Origin of the sequence: Caldisphaera sp. (assembly GCF_023256325.1) — an archaeon.
Lineage (GTDB): Archaea > Thermoproteota > Thermoprotei_A > Sulfolobales > Acidilobaceae > Caldisphaera.
Genome location: NZ_JAGDXI010000038.1, coordinates 13,091 through 29,382 on the forward strand (window position 1 = coordinate 13,091; position 16,292 = coordinate 29,382).

17 protein-coding genes and 1 tRNA gene are annotated in these 16,292 nt (G+C 31.3%); 8 read left to right on the forward strand and 10 right to left on the reverse strand.

What is annotated here, in order from left to right; translation table 11 throughout:
* Nucleotides 1-368 precede the first annotated feature (368 nt).
* Nucleotides 369-1,736 carry a digeranylgeranylglycerophospholipid reductase gene (locus tag Q0C16_RS05190; protein WP_292320147.1) on the forward strand — a complete coding sequence of 456 codons (1,368 nt, stop codon included), beginning with the start codon at nucleotides 369-371 and terminating at the stop codon, nucleotides 1,734-1,736.
* Here Q0C16_RS05190 and Q0C16_RS05195 read toward each other — a convergent pair.
* On the reverse strand, nucleotides 1,733-2,638 hold the full coding sequence (locus Q0C16_RS05195) for a prenyltransferase (protein ID WP_292320149.1): 906 nt from the start codon (nucleotides 2,636-2,638) through the stop codon (nucleotides 1,733-1,735). The genes Q0C16_RS05190 and Q0C16_RS05195 overlap by 4 nt on opposite strands.
* A 110-nt stretch (nucleotides 2,639-2,748) precedes the next feature.
* On the opposite strand from Q0C16_RS05195, the gene cysS reads away from it, so the two are divergent.
* The gene (cysS, locus tag Q0C16_RS05200) at nucleotides 2,749-4,170 is read left to right on the forward strand and encodes a cysteine--tRNA ligase (RefSeq protein ID WP_292320151.1); all 1,422 of its coding nucleotides are present in this window, start codon (nucleotides 2,749-2,751) and stop codon (nucleotides 4,168-4,170) included.
* A gap of 31 nt (nucleotides 4,171-4,201) precedes the next feature.
* Here the strand turns inward: cysS and Q0C16_RS05205 are convergent, their stop codons facing one another.
* Nucleotides 4,202-4,540: a hypothetical protein gene (locus tag Q0C16_RS05205; RefSeq protein ID WP_292320152.1), complete on the reverse strand. Its 339-nt coding sequence runs from the start codon at nucleotides 4,538-4,540 to the stop codon at nucleotides 4,202-4,204.
* A gap of 13 nt (nucleotides 4,541-4,553) precedes the next feature.
* Nucleotides 4,554-5,075, reverse strand: coding sequence for an archaeal heat shock protein Hsp20 (gene hsp20 / locus Q0C16_RS05210; protein ID WP_292320154.1), 522 nt, complete (start codon nucleotides 5,073-5,075; stop codon nucleotides 4,554-4,556).
* 137 nt (nucleotides 5,076-5,212) lie between these two features.
* Here hsp20 and Q0C16_RS05215 point away from each other — a divergent pair, with 137 nt between their 5' ends.
* Nucleotides 5,213-5,467, forward strand: a complete 255-nt coding sequence (locus Q0C16_RS05215; protein WP_292320156.1) for a hypothetical protein — start codon at nucleotides 5,213-5,215, stop codon at nucleotides 5,465-5,467.
* A 464-nt stretch (nucleotides 5,468-5,931) separates the two neighbouring features.
* On the opposite strand, the gene Q0C16_RS05220 is transcribed toward Q0C16_RS05215, so the two are convergent.
* The 4 genes from Q0C16_RS05220 to Q0C16_RS05235 form a co-directional block, all read right to left on the reverse strand.
* The gene (locus Q0C16_RS05220) at nucleotides 5,932-6,207 is read right to left on the reverse strand and encodes a hypothetical protein (protein WP_292320158.1); all 276 of its coding nucleotides are present in this window, start codon (nucleotides 6,205-6,207) and stop codon (nucleotides 5,932-5,934) included.
* 186 nt (nucleotides 6,208-6,393) lie between these two features.
* Complete coding sequence (locus Q0C16_RS05225) at nucleotides 6,394-6,951, reverse strand: hypothetical protein (RefSeq protein ID WP_292320160.1); 558 nt, start codon at nucleotides 6,949-6,951, stop codon at nucleotides 6,394-6,396.
* Nucleotides 6,952-6,956: 5 nt separating this feature from the next.
* Nucleotides 6,957-7,466, reverse strand: a complete 510-nt coding sequence (locus Q0C16_RS05230; protein WP_292320162.1) for a 50S ribosomal protein L11 — start codon at nucleotides 7,464-7,466, stop codon at nucleotides 6,957-6,959.
* Nucleotides 7,467-7,549: 83 nt separating this feature from the next.
* Nucleotides 7,550-7,939, reverse strand: a complete 390-nt coding sequence (locus Q0C16_RS05235; RefSeq protein ID WP_292320164.1) for a CBS domain-containing protein — start codon at nucleotides 7,937-7,939, stop codon at nucleotides 7,550-7,552.
* A gap of 98 nt (nucleotides 7,940-8,037) precedes the next feature.
* Here Q0C16_RS05235 and Q0C16_RS05240 point away from each other — a divergent pair, with 98 nt between their 5' ends.
* Nucleotides 8,038-9,993, forward strand: a complete 1,956-nt coding sequence (locus tag Q0C16_RS05240) for an aldehyde ferredoxin oxidoreductase N-terminal domain-containing protein (protein WP_292320165.1) — start codon at nucleotides 8,038-8,040, stop codon at nucleotides 9,991-9,993.
* Here the strand turns inward: Q0C16_RS05240 and alaS are convergent.
* Both alaS and Q0C16_RS05250 read right to left on the reverse strand, forming a co-directional pair.
* Entirely contained in the window at nucleotides 9,988-12,705 is a 2,718-nt protein-coding gene (gene alaS / locus Q0C16_RS05245; RefSeq protein WP_292320227.1) for an alanine--tRNA ligase, read from the reverse strand. The two genes, Q0C16_RS05240 and alaS, sit on opposite strands and share 6 nt — an antisense overlap.
* A 65-nt stretch (nucleotides 12,706-12,770) precedes the next feature.
* Nucleotides 12,771-13,103 (reverse strand): 50S ribosomal protein P1, encoded by a 333-nt coding sequence (locus Q0C16_RS05250; protein ID WP_292320167.1) that lies wholly within the window; start codon nucleotides 13,101-13,103, stop codon nucleotides 12,771-12,773.
* 255 nt (nucleotides 13,104-13,358) lie between these two features.
* On the opposite strand from Q0C16_RS05250, the gene Q0C16_RS05255 reads away from it, so the two are divergent.
* Complete coding sequence (locus Q0C16_RS05255; protein ID WP_292320169.1) at nucleotides 13,359-13,760, forward strand: CBS domain-containing protein; 402 nt, start codon at nucleotides 13,359-13,361, stop codon at nucleotides 13,758-13,760.
* Nucleotides 13,761-13,863: 103 nt separating this feature from the next.
* On the opposite strand, the gene Q0C16_RS05260 is transcribed toward Q0C16_RS05255, so the two are convergent.
* A tRNA-Arg gene (locus Q0C16_RS05260) sits at nucleotides 13,864-13,941 on the reverse strand.
* 249 nt (nucleotides 13,942-14,190) lie between these two features.
* On the opposite strand from Q0C16_RS05260, the gene Q0C16_RS05265 reads away from it, so the two are divergent.
* From Q0C16_RS05265 to Q0C16_RS05275, 3 genes are read left to right on the forward strand one after another with little or no spacing between them, the layout of a single operon-like run.
* Nucleotides 14,191-14,835 (forward strand): 50S ribosomal protein L1, encoded by a 645-nt coding sequence (locus Q0C16_RS05265; RefSeq protein WP_292320172.1) that lies wholly within the window; start codon nucleotides 14,191-14,193, stop codon nucleotides 14,833-14,835.
* Between the two features lie 5 nt (nucleotides 14,836-14,840).
* Nucleotides 14,841-15,863: a 50S ribosomal protein L10 gene (locus Q0C16_RS05270; RefSeq protein ID WP_292320174.1), complete on the forward strand. Its 1,023-nt coding sequence runs from the start codon at nucleotides 14,841-14,843 to the stop codon at nucleotides 15,861-15,863.
* Between the two features lie 2 nt (nucleotides 15,864-15,865).
* Nucleotides 15,866-16,270 (forward strand): hypothetical protein, encoded by a 405-nt coding sequence (locus tag Q0C16_RS05275; RefSeq protein ID WP_292320176.1) that lies wholly within the window; start codon nucleotides 15,866-15,868, stop codon nucleotides 16,268-16,270.
* Nucleotides 16,271-16,292 lie beyond the last annotated feature (22 nt).

The window sequence follows — 16,292 nt, forward strand, 5'->3', positions numbered from 1 at the left end:
AATTAATATTTTTATGACATTATATTTTAATATTATTGATAATATTAATCATTATCTAAAAAGCTTAAGTAGTGATCATTGTTAACCGGGGAGTTTACAATAAAAAGAAAGCCTTGCCCCTTCCAAAGGCGGGGAGGAAGTCAGAATAAAAACTATAGTAAGCTTTTTACTACTATTTTTCATAATATTAAATGCCCAATGAAGAATGGTATTACCACTGACTTTGATGATAAGGCTGAACTGAGGGCACAATTAAAAACAAGTTATTAAAATTAAATATATAATTTTAAATATTTTTATAATTTAGTATAAATACTTAGATTTTTCTTTTTAAACTTTATACGTTAAATTAAAGTTGGGGAATTAATTTGACAAAGAGCTATAAATTCGATGTAGTGATAGTGGGCTTAGGTCCAGCAGGGTCTACATTGGCTTATTTTTTAAGAAACAGCGGTTTGAATATTGCAGGAATTGACATGGTTGACGAAGATGGTCTTTGGGGAAAGCCTTGCGGAGATGCTATAGGGAAACATCATTTCGAAGAAACAGGACTCCCTTATCCTGAAGGAAAGGAATTAAGCCAAAAGGTTGACGGCATAGATATAATAAGCCCTAAAAAAGATATTGTCTTAAGGGTTAATGGAGAAGGTTTTGTAATAAATAGAAATCAATATGGAAGAAAACTTGTGAAGGAAGCCGAAAAATCAGGTATTTCAATATTTTTAAAGACAAGAGTTACTAATCCAAAAATTCAAGAAAACAAGTTAGTTGGAGTTAACGCTATAATGCCAAATGGAGAAAACGCTATTTTTGAAGGAAATATAATTGTTGACGCAACAGGTAATGGGGGACTTTTGAGAAGGCTTCTACCAAAAGAATGGCCACCAAATGAACCATTAAATCCTTTAGACACTAACATAGCATATAGAGAAATAAGGGAATTAAATTATGAAGTAGAAGAACCTAGCTATTTGAGAATTTATTTAGACCAAGAAATTTCACCAGGAGGTTATTGGTGGTACTTCCCTGAAGGTAAGGATAAAGCAAACATCGGCCTGGGAGTTCAAGGAGGTATGAATTATCCTGCTCCCAATACTATATTTAAAACAAGACTTGAACAAATCGATTTAGTTAAAAACTATACAAGCGTTATTAACGCTTCTGGCTCAAAAGTTCCAACAAGAAGACCTGCAAACACCTTAGTATGGAATAATTTTATAGGTATAGGAGATAATGGATATACTGTAAACCCAGTTCATGGAGGAGGTATGGGATACGCCTTTGCTTCTTCATATTATGCTTCCCAAACTATTGTTGAGGCATTTCAAAACAAAGATTTTTCAGCAAAAAGCCTCTGGGGAGCAAATCTTAAATATATGAAAGCCATAGGGAAAAGGCAGGCTGGTCTAGACATATTTAGAATATTTTTGCAAAGGTTATCGAATGATGATATACAATATGGATTAAAACATGGAATAATGAAAGCACAGGATGCCTATGAGACAAGCGTAACAGGCGAATTAAGTGCTAATATGGGAGTTTTAGAGAAAGCTACATTAGCCTTAAAAATGCTTGGTAGACCATCGCTTTTATCAAAATTAGTTATAGTTGCAGATTATATGAAGAAGGCCCAGAAGGCTTATGATATTTATCCACAAAGTCCTCTAGAACTAAATGATTGGGTTTCATATATAACATCTTTATATAAAGATTATAAAGCAAAACTAGGAATCTAAATTTCTATTATATATGAAACTATTAATGAAATAATTAGTAAAATTCCAAAGTTTAATACCAATTTAGCAGTCATTACATCAAGAAAATCAAATCTGTCTTTAAGTGATGTTAATATTATTTTAGTTGATTGAGGTAATGTTAGCAACTCTATAAGAGAATAAATAGGTAGTATTTTAAACAAAATAAGAAGTCCTAAAATTATATAAGCTAAAATAATTAAATATACGTAAAGATATTTTGATTTATTATAGCCTAATAATATGGGAAGTGTCTTTATGCTAGAAATGTTATCTCTTTTTATATCTCTTATATTATTTGCCATTAATACATCATCTATTAAAATTGCTATTGGAAGTCCAATTAAAAACCCTATAATAGAAATCCTACCTGTATATAAATAAAATCCTGCTAAGGAGAGAAGTAGCATTGATATTATGACGGAAAAATCTCCCAAAGCCTTATATTTTAAATATAAAGGAGGAGCGCTGTACTCTATACCTATCAGAAAACCTATAAGACCTAAGATTAGTGCTAAAGGTCTACCAAGAATAGCTATTATTATTCCTATAAAAATAGCTATACTACCAAGAATTAATGCTATGTTTTTTACTTCTTCTGGTTTTAATTCTGTATGTAGGGCAAGGTGGAACCTTTTTTCTTGTATGTTATTTAACTTATCTATTTTTTTAATATAATCATAATAATCATTTATAATGTTTGTCATCATGTGAAGGAATAATTCGCCGATAGCACCTAATATTATGAGCATGACCATATAAACATTAATGCCTTTAAAATATGTCATTCCTAAAATGATACCTATCAAATATGTTGCAATAAACATTGGAAGGGACCAAGGTCTAGAGCCTGCAAATATATCCTTAATTCTTACTCTAACCATTTTAACCACTTGCTAGTGATCAATTTCTTTATTGTATGAAGACTTTATAAATTTAATTTTGCAAACCTTTATTTTCTTCAAAAGCATAAAGAAACTGGTGGTAAATAATTGTGTTGCGTATACAAAACACTTACGGGAAAAAAATTGAGATATTCAACCCATGGAACGAATCGTTAGTAAATATGTATGTATGTGGTCCAACTGTTTATGATTACACTCATATAGGTCATGCAAGGACCTTTGTAGTTTTTGATGCTATAAGGAGATATTTATCGTTAAAAGGATATAATGTAGCTTACGTGCAAAACATTACAGACATAGATGATAAAATCATCAATAAAGCCAAAGAGACGAACTCAAATTGGGAAGACATAGCTAATATTTATTCAAAAGATTACTTAGATAACTTAAATAAGCTTAACATAAAAATAGATTTACATCCCAGAGTGACCCATCATATATCAGAAATAATAGACTTTATACAGGGATTAATAGATAAAGGTTACGCATATGTAGCTCAAAGTGGTAGTGTTTACTTTAGTGTAGATAAGTACCCAAATTATGGTAGGTTGAGCAACAATTTTAATAAAGCATATTGGAATCAAGGAGAAGGAATAGTTTCTGAAAAGAAAAATCCTTATGATTTTGCTTTATGGAAATCATATAAAGAAGGAGAACCATATTGGGAAAGTCCTTGGGGTAAAGGAAGACCAGGATGGCATATAGAATGTAGCGTAATGAGTTCTAGGTATTTAGGTAGTAAAATAGACATACATGGAGGGGGATCCGATTTAATTTTTCCCCATCATGAAAATGAAATAGCGCAAAGCGAATCTTATTTTGGTTCATCTCCATGGGTTAAATATTGGCTTCATACAAGCATGTTAACAATAAAAGGGGAGAAGATGAGCAAAAGCCTTGGTAATATAATATCATTAAATGATGCTATATCAACATGGGGGAGCAATATATTAAGGCTTTGGCTTTTGAGTTCTCATTATAGGGCAATAATAGAATATTCTGAACAAAGCTTAAATCAAGCAAAAAGACTTTATGAAAGATTAAATGCAATTTCTCAAGAGGTTGTTAAGAGACTTAAAAAAGAGGACTATACAATATATATGGGAAATGAAGATATTGAAAGCTTTAGTAATTTAAGGAACTTACTTTCAAAATGGTATGAATCTATGGATAATGATTTTAATATGAGCGAGGCAATTAGATATGTTTGGGATTTGACCGATCTTTACTATAAAAGGATTCAAGGCTCAGAATCATATGCTTTAGTATCATTTACTTATAAAGTTCTACAAGAAATGAATAAAGTATATGGAGTTTTAGATGATGTTTTATCAAAAGAGCTTCATGTAGAGAAGAATTTAACTCCGGAACTTATTGACCTTATATTAGAGGTAAGAAAGCAGCTTAGAGAAAATAAAATGTATGATTTAGCAGATCATATTAGGCTTAAGCTCTCATCTATGGGAATAAAAGTTATAGATAAAGGAAACAAATCAGATTATCTACTTTAATTGTAAAAGATTTATAAACAAATTTTAAGATTTATTCCAAATTCTTTGCGGTTTCTCTTAAGTTCTTTGCAACCTCTTCTTTAATCACTTTTATATTATTATAAAGACATTCTTTAACACATTTCTTTTTTTCAATTACATCCTGGATAGTTGAGCACCCATCATAAAGGCATTTATTTTCTATAGAAGATTCGTCAATAAAAAGTGCTATTATGTTATCCATATCAATTCTTTTTATGAATTTTTCGAGTCCTGACATATTTAATAGCTTGTTTAAATAAGTTATATTTATAAGCCTTTTATCTATAACAAATCCATTAAGTTCGGAATTTAAAGAATTTATTATGCTTTCTGCAATTTCTTTATACAAAAGTTTTTCCCCATTACTCTATTTTTATTTCTTTTCCTTTAGGTTCTTCTTTTTTCTTTTTAACCTTTATTTCTAACACACCATTTTTATATGTTGCTTTTACGCTATCAGGATCTATCTTAGAAGGTAATTCTACTTCTTTAGAGTATTTCCTCATATCGCCTGTAGCTTTTATATATATTTTGTCTTCAGTAGCATTTACCTTTATGTTTTCTTTCGCAACGCCTGGTAGGTCTGCAACTATCCATATTTCATCGTTATGATCTATTACATCAACCATAGGTTCTATTTCGTCACTAACAATAGGTTTTCCAAACTTGCCTTTCTTTATATTGCCAAACTCTTCAACTTTAGGTATACCATCTGGCCCAACAAAAATTCTTACCCCATAATAATATGGATTTTCTCCCTTAGTACCTTGCTTTGTTAAATTCTCAAAACTTTCTTCAAATTCTCTCATTTCTTCTTCCATTTCTCTCATTATATCATCAAAAACATCGAATATAGATTTCTTTTTCTTTGGATTATTACTCATTTTCTCACCTATTTAATTAAGAATCGCAGAAGCTTTTAAATTAATTTTTTTGAGATTTAAAATTTAGATATAATATTTATAAAATTATTAATGAATTTAAATACATTTGTTTATAATCCTGGCATAATAAATTATTAATGGGAGAAAAAATGAGTAAGCAAGAAAATTCATTAAATGTGATAGAAATAGAAGGGCTTGCAATGGATGGTCTCATAAAGAGTTTTACAGTGATTCAATGCGATAAACCAAAGGAGTATAAAAAAATTCGTGCAGTGACATTTGATGGTAGGGAAATAGAGACCGCATGTATTGAACCTGACGCTGCTAATAGGTTAACCATGGTTATGAACCTATATTTAAGAAATTGGTCTAAATATATAAACTGGGGATGAATCCTTTTTCATGTTAGTGAAGATCTTTTTATATCCATTCACGTTTATTATTTTATTTGGAGATTTCCTCTAGTGCTATTATGTATCAAACGTTAAACTTACGAGTCCACCTCTTATATTAGCTTACTGGTAACCCCGGGTTTCCGAGAGCTGCTCTTGCAGGGTGGCGAAGGGCTTAGGGAGACCGCAATGAAGTCAAGGGAGGCAGTCAATGACTATTAAAGATAATCAATGCCCGCTCTTGGCTGAGTGGTAGCGAAGAAAAGAAAGCATAATATTAAAAGCTAATTACTTTTTAAAGTTATATAGTTAAATGGCCCCGCTGTCTCACGTTGCCTGAGACCCCATATTGGGGTATGAAGATGACGGGCAAACGGTAATGCGGGGTACAATAAATAACTTTAAATTAATTTTCATAAAGATATTACAAAACTAATCAATACTTTTATAGATAAAATTTAAGATTAAATCTTTTCCTTGCACTTTCCAAACATTTTTTCTGAATCTGATTTATATTGATCGATTATTTTTTTCCATTCTCCATCTATTTCTTGGTTTTCTATAAGCATATTATAAAGAGCATATTGTATGGCTAACCTTATAAAAGAACTTCTAGATATACCGCATTTTTCTGTTATTTTATTTATTAAGTTTAATTCATAAGACGATATTTTAGAACTTATCGTTATATCATTAGTAGGTTTAACATCGATTACTATGACATTTTCTTCATAAGTCAAATCAAACACCTATTAATTATATTTTGCCGTATTATATATAATTTAACCAGATTTTTAAATATGTTTAGCTCGGAGTAAATAATAAAAGGTTTAAATTTTCTAATGATTGTATACACTATATAAGCTTTTATCAAAACTAAAGTTATGCATTATCTAAGCAAGATATTATTAAATTCAAAATAAAAATCATAGCATGTTTAATGCATTTTCAATTCCTACTTTATCTACTTTATCTATTATAATGCTCTTTCCTGAACAGAGGATTATTTGATCATTATCTATTAATCTAAATTTTCCGTGAAATATTTTGAAGCCTTCTTTTTTATCTATTATACCTTCTTCAAACCTTGTACAATAAAAATCGTTTGTATCTTCTACCTTCTTTATATAGCTGTCTATTATATTTAGATAAACTCTATTGTAATCTAATGTAGTGCAAATCCTTAAATTACCGTTTTTGCAAATTAAAACATTTTTCTTTTTATTATAAAACATTTCTCCTTTACAAAATTTTCTTATTATACTAAATTTTTTCTTAAAATTAATATAGTCATAATATAAGACAGAAATTAAAAGAGTCGTTGATGCAACTAATATTATATATATGATATTTTTTATTAAGTTTGATGTAATCAAAACCATTGAAAGAAAGTATAGGCCAAAATCCAAAATTAAGTCAAATATTATAAAGCTCAAGGATCTATTAAAATATTCTTTAATTAAATCTACTTTTTGATCTTCCATAAGCTTCATCTATTCAGATATTCTTTTTCATATTTTTCTATTAGTTCCTTATGTTTCCCCTCTTCAATTTCTCTAATTACGTCTTTGGGATTTTTTCCTTCTACGGTCAAACCTATACTTTTGGCAGAACCTAAAATTGACTTTACAGCGGCTTCTAAATTCTTAGATAGAAGCTTTGGACTTGATCTAACAGCAATCTCAACTACTTTTTCTAACTTTAAATCTCCTACCTTCTTATGCTCAGGATCTCCGCTAGGCTCGGAAGCACCAGCCTCCTTTAATAGAATTGTTGTAATAGTTGGTATTCCAACTTCTATTTTATATTCTTTTGTAGAGGTGTTTACTGTTATCTTAACAGGTATTGTCATACCGCTAAAGTCTTTAGTTTTTTCATTTATCTCATTAATTACTTCTTTAACATTTAACCCTAACGAAGATAGAGTAGGTCCTAAAGGTGGACCTGGTTTTGCAGCTCCACCTTCAATTTGTATTGTTATGACTTTTTCTTGAGGCATCTTAATCAACCTTCTAGCTCCTTCTCTATAGCTGTAGGTTAAGTTTTTAAGGATTAAATTAAAAAATTTGGTTTATAAAAACATTAAGGCCATGCTCCAGAAGCTAAGACTAAACTAAGTACATCTTTTATATTAGCTACACCTAATATATTTCCTTGGTCATTAACTATAGGTATGTGCCTTATATTACTTTCAACCATCTTATAGGCTACAGCTATTATAGGTTCATCAACCTTTGCTGTTATCAACTTGGTGCTCATATAATTGCTTATGGGTGTATTTAACGAAGCGTTATCTACAATAGCTCTTACGAGATCTTTTTCTGTAAATATGCCCACTATTTTATCATCCTTTACAACTAAAACGCTATCTACTCCTTTATCTTTCATAATTTTTGCAGCATCGCTTAATGGAGTATTATAACTTACTGTAATAGCCTTTTCTTTAGATATTATGTCCTTCAAGGATACCAACCTCCACTCCCCATATTTCACTTATTTAATATAACATTTATATATTTAACTCTAGTTTTTTGCTTATTTATTGATATAAAAATAGCGAAGTGACAGAAATGAAATTCAAATCTCTGTACATAGATGTGTCCAAAGAATCTTATAATTTTAATGATGAAGAAGATCCAGATATTTTAGGTATAATTGATTATGGATTAAAGATTCATATGAAATATAAGAGCTATTTATTAGATCCGCTAGATCCGAACAACCCTACAGTATTTGGTATAGGCCCATTTGCAGGAGGTATAGTTATAGGTAGTCATAGAATAGTGTTTATCTTTAAAAGCCCAGTATCTACAGGAATTCATGTAAGTGAACTAGGAGGAGCTGGTTTTGCTTTCTTTAGGACAGGATTAGATGGAGTAGTTGTTAATGGAAAATCTAGAGAGCCAAGCATTATAACTATTTATTCTAGCGATAAAGGTCTTAATGTAAAGATAGATTATATAAAAGAAGATGAGCTATGGAATGTATATAATGGTTACGAGGGATATAAAGGTACAAGAGGACTTACCCAATATATAATATCAAAAGATAAAGATAGTATAATAAAAAACAAATCAAGAGTTATAGTAGTGGGTCCAGCTGCTTTTAAAACGAATTTTGCCGGAATTTTCAGTTATGTATTAGATGAACATACTGCAAATATCACATCTGTTTCTGATTCAGCCTCAAGAGGAGGAGGAGGTAGCGTATTAGCTAAAGCTCATAATGTTGTAGGAATAGTTGTAGGAGGCACTTTGAAGAGGGATAATCCTAATATAGGTAATATAAAGTTAATGAACCAAATATCGCAAAACGTTTATAAAAAGCAATACATGCCAACCTTGCTTGATAAAACAGTAAAATATCGTTTTGACCCTCAAACAAAAACTGGAGGTACATTTGGCGTTAACTATATACATTATAAGGAGCTTGTTCCATACTTAGGTTATAACAATGTTTATTATAGTAGAGGAGTTAGGCTAATTTTACATGACAAGGTTATAGAAAATTATTGGAAGCCTTTTGAAGATAATGTATTTGATGGAGGAAAGCTTACTGATGCATCAAAAAATTGTGGAGAACCTTGCTCAGTATCTTGTAAAAAGATATATAAAGGGACTAAAATTGATTACGAACCAGCTCATGGCGTGGGTCCTATAAGTGGTATAATAACTATGGATGAATCAGCTAGCTTAGTCAATTTGCTTGATGATTTAGGGTTAGATGCAATAGAAGCTGGTCATTTAATATCATGGATATTTGATTTAATAGATAAAGGTCTATTAAATCCAGAAGACGTTGGGCTAAATGATTATCCTGTTTTCGATCCTGAGAGGATTGATAAAGAATCGAGCATTAAGAATTCTATTTTAGCAAGAAAACTTATCGAATTAATTGGGTTTGATGAAAATAATAAAGTATTAAAAATTATTTCAGAAAGAGGATTAAGATCTGCTGCTAAGGAACTTGATAACATTTATCACGATAGAGTTAGTAAAATTGGTTTAAGATACGAGGATTTATTAGTATATGCAGCTTTTGGTAAAGAAGGATATATGACTCCTAATTATTACTGGAGTCCTGGCGTCTTGGCTCCATTATATGTTTTGGGGAAATATTGGACAGATTATTCACCTTCTTTCAAAGAGCCAGAAGATTATGAAACGGTAAGCTTGAAGAGAGCTGTACTTGAATATATAGTTGCTAACGCTGGATTTTGTAGGTTCCATAGAGGGTGGGCTGAAGAGATGATGTCAGAAATGTACAAACAGCTGATTGGTTTAAACGTTGATCTTTATTCTCATGGATTAAAGATGTATAAAACAATTGCTGATTACCAACTAAAATCTGGTGCAGAGCCAGAATTTTGGGAATCTAAGAAAGTAATGGATATAGTCGCATCTCTAGCTGCTGAAACTAGTGCAACAGGTTGGGAGGATTCTATGTATCATAAAGAAAAACTTAAAAATTGGTGGGAAAGGTTTTATAATAAATTAAATCAAGATTTAAATAAGGTTAGTTTATAAGACTTCTTTTATTATGTTTAGCATATCTTCGCTATTTACGTTCTTATTGATAACTAAACTCGCGTAAGATCCTTTACCCCCTCCTGACCCATTTAATTTGCTTGATATTTTTTTAGATATTTCTCCAAGATCTATTTTAACCTTTTCACCAGCTGCCATTTCTATAAACGTTTTGTTATCGTTTTTTATTAATAAGCCTAATAAGAGTTCTTCATCTTTATTGGTGAACTTCTTTAAAAATTCTCTTGCATAGCTTATATCGTTTTCAGGAAACTCTATGAAAGCTACTTTAACATTATTTATAATGGGAGCTGTATTTATTATATTTCCAATCTGCTCTTCCCAAAGCCTTCTATAAGCCTTAATTCTATTATTTAGTTCATTATTTTCATCTTTTAATGCTTTTACTCTTATTATTTCTTCTCCTTGTTTTGAACCTAAGATTTTTCCGATCTCTTCCATTTTATCTTCTTGCTTTTCCATTTCTTCAGGAATTCTAGTTCCTGCTACGTACTCAAATCTAACTATGCCATCTTGAATTTTCTCGACCTTAGTTATTTTTAATCCTCCTATTTCTCCTGTATTTGTTAAATGCGTCCCAAAGCATGCTTGTGTATCCCAGTTTTCAATATCTATAACTCTTATTTTAGGGGTCATAGGTACACCTCCTTGATATAGCCTAAATCCATACTTGTCTTCAGCTTCAGTTCTGCTCATATATAAATGATTTATAGGTCTTCTCTCATCTATTACCTTATTGGCTAATCTTTCTATTTCCTTCAGTTCTTCCTTACTGGGCATTTTATAATGTGTTATATCTAGCCTTCCCTTTTCAGGTGTTTTCTCAGCTCCAGCTTGCCAGACATGATCTCCTAGAACTTTTCTTAAAGCCCCCATGAGTAAATGAGTTCCTGTGTGATGTCTCATAAGTCTATATCTCCTAATCCAGTCAATTTCTCCATATACATCTTCGCAATTTGTATCTATTTCTTTATCGGCAACGTGAACAACCACATCATTGACTTTTTCTACATCTACTATTCTATATTCTTTATCACATATATTCACTTTGCCTAGATCATTAATTTGTCCACCACCTGTTGGATAGAATAATGTTGAATCTAATATAAAGTACTTACCCTTATTTCCTAACAATTTTGCTATGAAGCTTTTTGCATAGGGATTTTGATGGAATAAAAGATTTGTTGATTTAAACTCTTTTGCCCAAGATATTATATCTTCTGGAAGCTTATTTTTTTCTTCTATTTTTCTAACTGATGTTGGAGCTTTATGTCTTGATGCAATAATTGAATAGAAATTTATTGGTATATCTATATTTACTCCCCTCTTTTTAGCTTCATCTGCAATTATTTCAGGTGGAATTCCATAACTATCATAAAATTTTATAAGATCTTCTAAGCTAATATTTCCAGACTTAAGTGTCTTTAAAGTTAATTTTATCCCTCTATTTAATGTGTCCTTAAACTTTTTTTCTTCATCTATTATGACATCTATTATATAATTTTGATTATCTACTAATTGATTGAAATCATTTCCCCATAATTTAATTTGGAGTTCAACTAGATCTGAAAGACTTACATCATCTCTTATAAATCTAAGTTGTTTTAGTGCCCTTCTTATTACTAGTCTAGCTAAATACCCCTCTCCAGTATTGCTAGGTACAATACCATCTCCAAGCATAAGGGAAATAGTTCTAGAGTGATCTAATAAGCTGTACAAACGAGCATCTAATTCCATGTATGATTTAATTTCATCATAACTAAATCCAGTATTTTTTGATATTCTTTCATAGAACTCTTTAACACTCTTAGGATCTTCTGGCTCAAGTCTTCCAGCTGCTTTAAAGGCTTCCCATAATACTTTCTCGGGAGGCTCTTTTACGCCTAAGATTTTTCTGTATTTATCTAAAGTATCTCCAAATATAGCTTTAAATGCTGTTGGAGTTTTTTGGGTAAACCAAGCCATCCTTTCTACTCCATAGCCTGTATCTACAATTTTTAATGGCAATTCTACATATTTTCCGTTCTCTACTTTATACATCATGAATACTAAAGTTGCTAATTCTAAACCTCCTACTGTTACTTCAAAGCAAGGACCTGCATTACCTCCTCCTTCCCACCAAGATTCTTTAAATACTAATAAATCCCCTGGAATTTTCAATTCCTTTGTAAAGAACTCATATGCATATCTTACTGTTTCATCTTTCCAATAGATTTTTTTATCAGGATAATTAAATGCATGATGAGCTGCCATTTCAAATGTAGTTAAATGTCTTCCAATAGTTAGACCGACATTATCTATATCTTCTAGCCTAATGCTAGGTTGGCTGATAACCAATGGATTAGCTGGAGGTGGAACTAATCCACTTGTAACATGAGGCTGAAAATCAACAATGCTAGCTATTGTTAAGTATAAGTCCTCTCTCCATCTAGCAACAACAGGTCTTGGTTTTATAGGTGTGTGTCCATTTTTTTCAAAAAATTTTATAAATTTTTCTCTTGCCTCTCTAACACTTAAACCATTAATAGAACTTATTTTATCAAACCAATACTCAGTATCAGGAGCATCTTGGCATGTATCGAATTCTTGATTTAATGTCCAAAAATCTTCTTTACCTATTTTGCATTTTTTTCTTATAAATCCGTTCTCTTTAAAGAAGTCAAGCTTGTAATCTTCTGGATTTAGCCTCATCACTTATTAACACCATTAAATGAAAATAGTTTGAGAAATAATAAAGTTTTTTAAAAATTTATCGTTTACATTCCAAATAATCCGCTTAGGCCTTCGCTTACATCTACTTCTTTGTTTTCTTCCTCTTTCTTCTCCTCTTTCTTCTCCTCTTTCTTCTCAGCTTCTGCCGGTGCTGAAACAGGTGCTGAAACAGGTGCTGAAACAGCAACCGCGGCGTTCTTTAAGACTTCATCTAATTTTAATTCTGATATGCTTGCTACTAGCATTTTGACCTTTGCATCATCTGCTTGAAGGCCTAAAGATTCGACTACCTTTTTAAGATTATCCTCACTTAGTTGGGCACCTGCATAATATAAAGCAAGTGCTGCATGCACATATGCTTTTCCTTCTTGGGGCATTTTTTATCAACCTCTAGCTTGCAGTTTTAAGTGTGTAAGCGCAGACTATAAAAGCGTTGCTTAGGGGAGAAAAAATTAAATTAAAGAACAACAATAAACAATTTATCATTAAAAAAGTTTGTTATCTTTTAAAAGAATCAAATTTACTAATTTAAAAAAGTTTACTTTTTAGATACAAAGGAAATATTTATTTGTATAACCCACTAGAAACCCATTTATATTTCTGCAGAGATTACAGAAAAGAGGTGTAAGAAAATGTCAGCAGTTTTGGGTTTGAGGGTATCAGATGTAATGAAAAAGCCTGTTACCGTTTCTCCAAATTCATCAATAATTGAAGTAGCAAAAATTATGTATAATAATAAAATAGGTAGTGTAGTAGTTGTATCACCTGACGACAAAGTTATAGGAATTTTTACAGAGAGAGATTTAACAAGGGTAGTTGCTGAAAATAGTCCATTGAACAAAAATGTTGGAGATGTTATGACAAGGAATCCTATTTTAATAAAATACACAGAGGGATTAAGTAAAGCGATTTCTTTAATGTATGAAAAAAATGTTAGGCACTTACCTGTTGTTGATGAAGAGGGAAGAATTAAAGGAATAATTTCTACAAGAGATTTAACTGGTGTATTAAATAAGCTAACATCTTTAGAGTAAAAATAATTTTAATAACAATTAAATTTATAAAATATAATTAATTTATTTAACAATTTATTGCTAAAATGATAAATAGCATGAGAGGGACTTTGTATTTTAAATGTGGCGGACCCGGGGGGATTTGAACCCCCGACATTCGGCTTAGAGGGCCGACGCTCTATCCTGGCTGAGCCACGGGTCCTCATGGCCCGCCTATTTCTAGGCTCAAGGCGTTTTGGACCCTTCGCCTCTCTTTTTAAAACTTGAACAAATTTGGTTATATGCTTTTCTTTCCTTAGTTTTAGCCTTTTCTCTTAATAATCTTTCTTAAAATATTTATTAAACAATATTCTATTAAAATAGTTTAACTTTAAAAGTGAACGAAAGGGCTTAAAAATGCAGAAATATGTTAGAGATGTAGAAACGAGAAAAAATAACAGGGTGCTTGGAATTGCCTTTAGATAATGAAATAATAAAAGGTGCAGTGGATAAGGCTAAGACGCTTGGTAAGCAGAGAAAATTCAAACAAAGTATCGAGCTTATAATAGCTTTAAAAGACATAAATATGAAAAGCAATGAGGCCAAATTCAGAGAAGTTGTTTATCTGCCTCATTCTCCAACTAAAGAGCCAAATATATGCGTTGTTGCTTCAGGAGATCTTTTACTTGAGGCAAAGAAATTAGGCCTAAGAACTATTTCCAGAGAAGAACTAAACGCAATGAAAGGTAATAAAAAGGCTACAAGAGCAGTTGGTAATAGCTGTGATTGGATTTTAGTTTCATCAGACTTAATGGGTTTGGTTGGTAGTATTTTAGGTCCTGCACTAGGTCCAAGAGGTAAAGTCCCTATTGCCATTTCTCCAAAGTCAAACATAACTGATATAGTTAACAATTACAAAAGGGCTGTATGGGCAAGGTTAAGAAATGAGCCACAAGTTCAATGTAGAGTTGGAACCGAAGATATGAAAAATGAAGATTTAATTGAAAATATAAACGCAGTATTTAATACCGTTGAATCGAAAATAGGAGCAGCTAAAATAGCAAAAGTATATGTGAAGAAAACTATGGGAGTCCCTGTTGAAATAGCTTTAAGGTGATATAGATGTCTATGTTGGTTCAGAAAAAAGGAAGGAAGGAGCCGCCAGAAAGCAAGAAAAAGGAGTTGGAAGAATTAATTAATTTAATAAAAAGCAAAAAATATGTAATATTTGCTGATTTAGAATCTATGCCTACAAAGCAATTGCAATTAATTAAGAAGGAGTTAAGAAACGATTCTATATTTAAGGTTTCAAAGAAAAGATTAATATTAATGGCTTTAGAGAAAGTTGGATTAGAAAAGGAAAAAGTTGAACCTTATCTAAAAAACGGAGTTTTAATAATTTTGACTGATACAAATCCGTTTAAGATATCTATGAAAATAGATAAGTTAAGAATTCCTGCCCCAGCTAAGGCAGGTCTTCCAGCGCCAAAGGAAATAGTAGTACCAGAGGGAGATACGGGTATTAGACCTGGTCCTATGGTAAGCGTTTTCGGTAAACTTAAGATACCATACGAAGTTAGAAAGGGAACGATTTATATAAAGAGTGACACTGTTGTTGCTAAAAAAGGTGATGTAATATCGCAAGAATTAGCAAGTCTTTTACAGCAACTTGGAATACAACCATTCGAAATAGTGCTTAATTTGATATTAGCATGGGATGGGAAGACTATAATACCGAAAGATGTATTGCACGTAGATTTGGAATCATTCAAGTCAGATCTAATAACTGCAGAAAAAGAAGCCATAGGATTAGCAATAGAAGCCACATATCTAGATGTACCAGAGGCTTTGAATTCAATATTAATAACTGCAGAAAAAGAAGCCATAGGATTAATACAAGAAGCAGGCCTTGCATTAGATAAAGATACCGCAGAACTTACATTACAGAGGGCATATGCGGAAGAAGAGGCAGTATCTTCTTCATTAGGAGATAAAGCTAAAGAATTAGGCATAGAAGTTGCAAAGCCTATAGCTCCTCAGAAAACCCAAGAAGTGAAGGAAGAAAAGAAGAAAGAGGAGAAGAAAGAGGAAGAAAACAAAGAAGTAGATGTAAGCGAAGGCCTAAGCGGATTATTTGGAATGTAAACATGGGAATCAAAGAACAATACTATAATTTTATATGGGATTGTGTAAGGAATGGATTAAATAATGATGGGATAATTTCTTTGAAAAGATACGATCAGGTATTAAATAATTTTTTAAAAGCATATAAGAGCTTTTCAGAGATACCTGTATACGCTAGATTTTATTTAATTGTTCAATCCTTTATTTTTACAACAATAGATCAAATAATTGATATTTTAATAAACGAATATGGTATTAAGGATATGGAAGGTTATTTTCAAGAATTATTGGATTTATTTAGTGACCTAAGAAGAGACATTGTACAAGAGGCAAAAGAATATAATGTGTACGACGATAACTATAAAAAGACTTTGATTTTAATAGATATTATAAGAACTCTTATTGAGAGGTTAATTAAAAATATCTAAAAAGTAATATTTTATATATTTA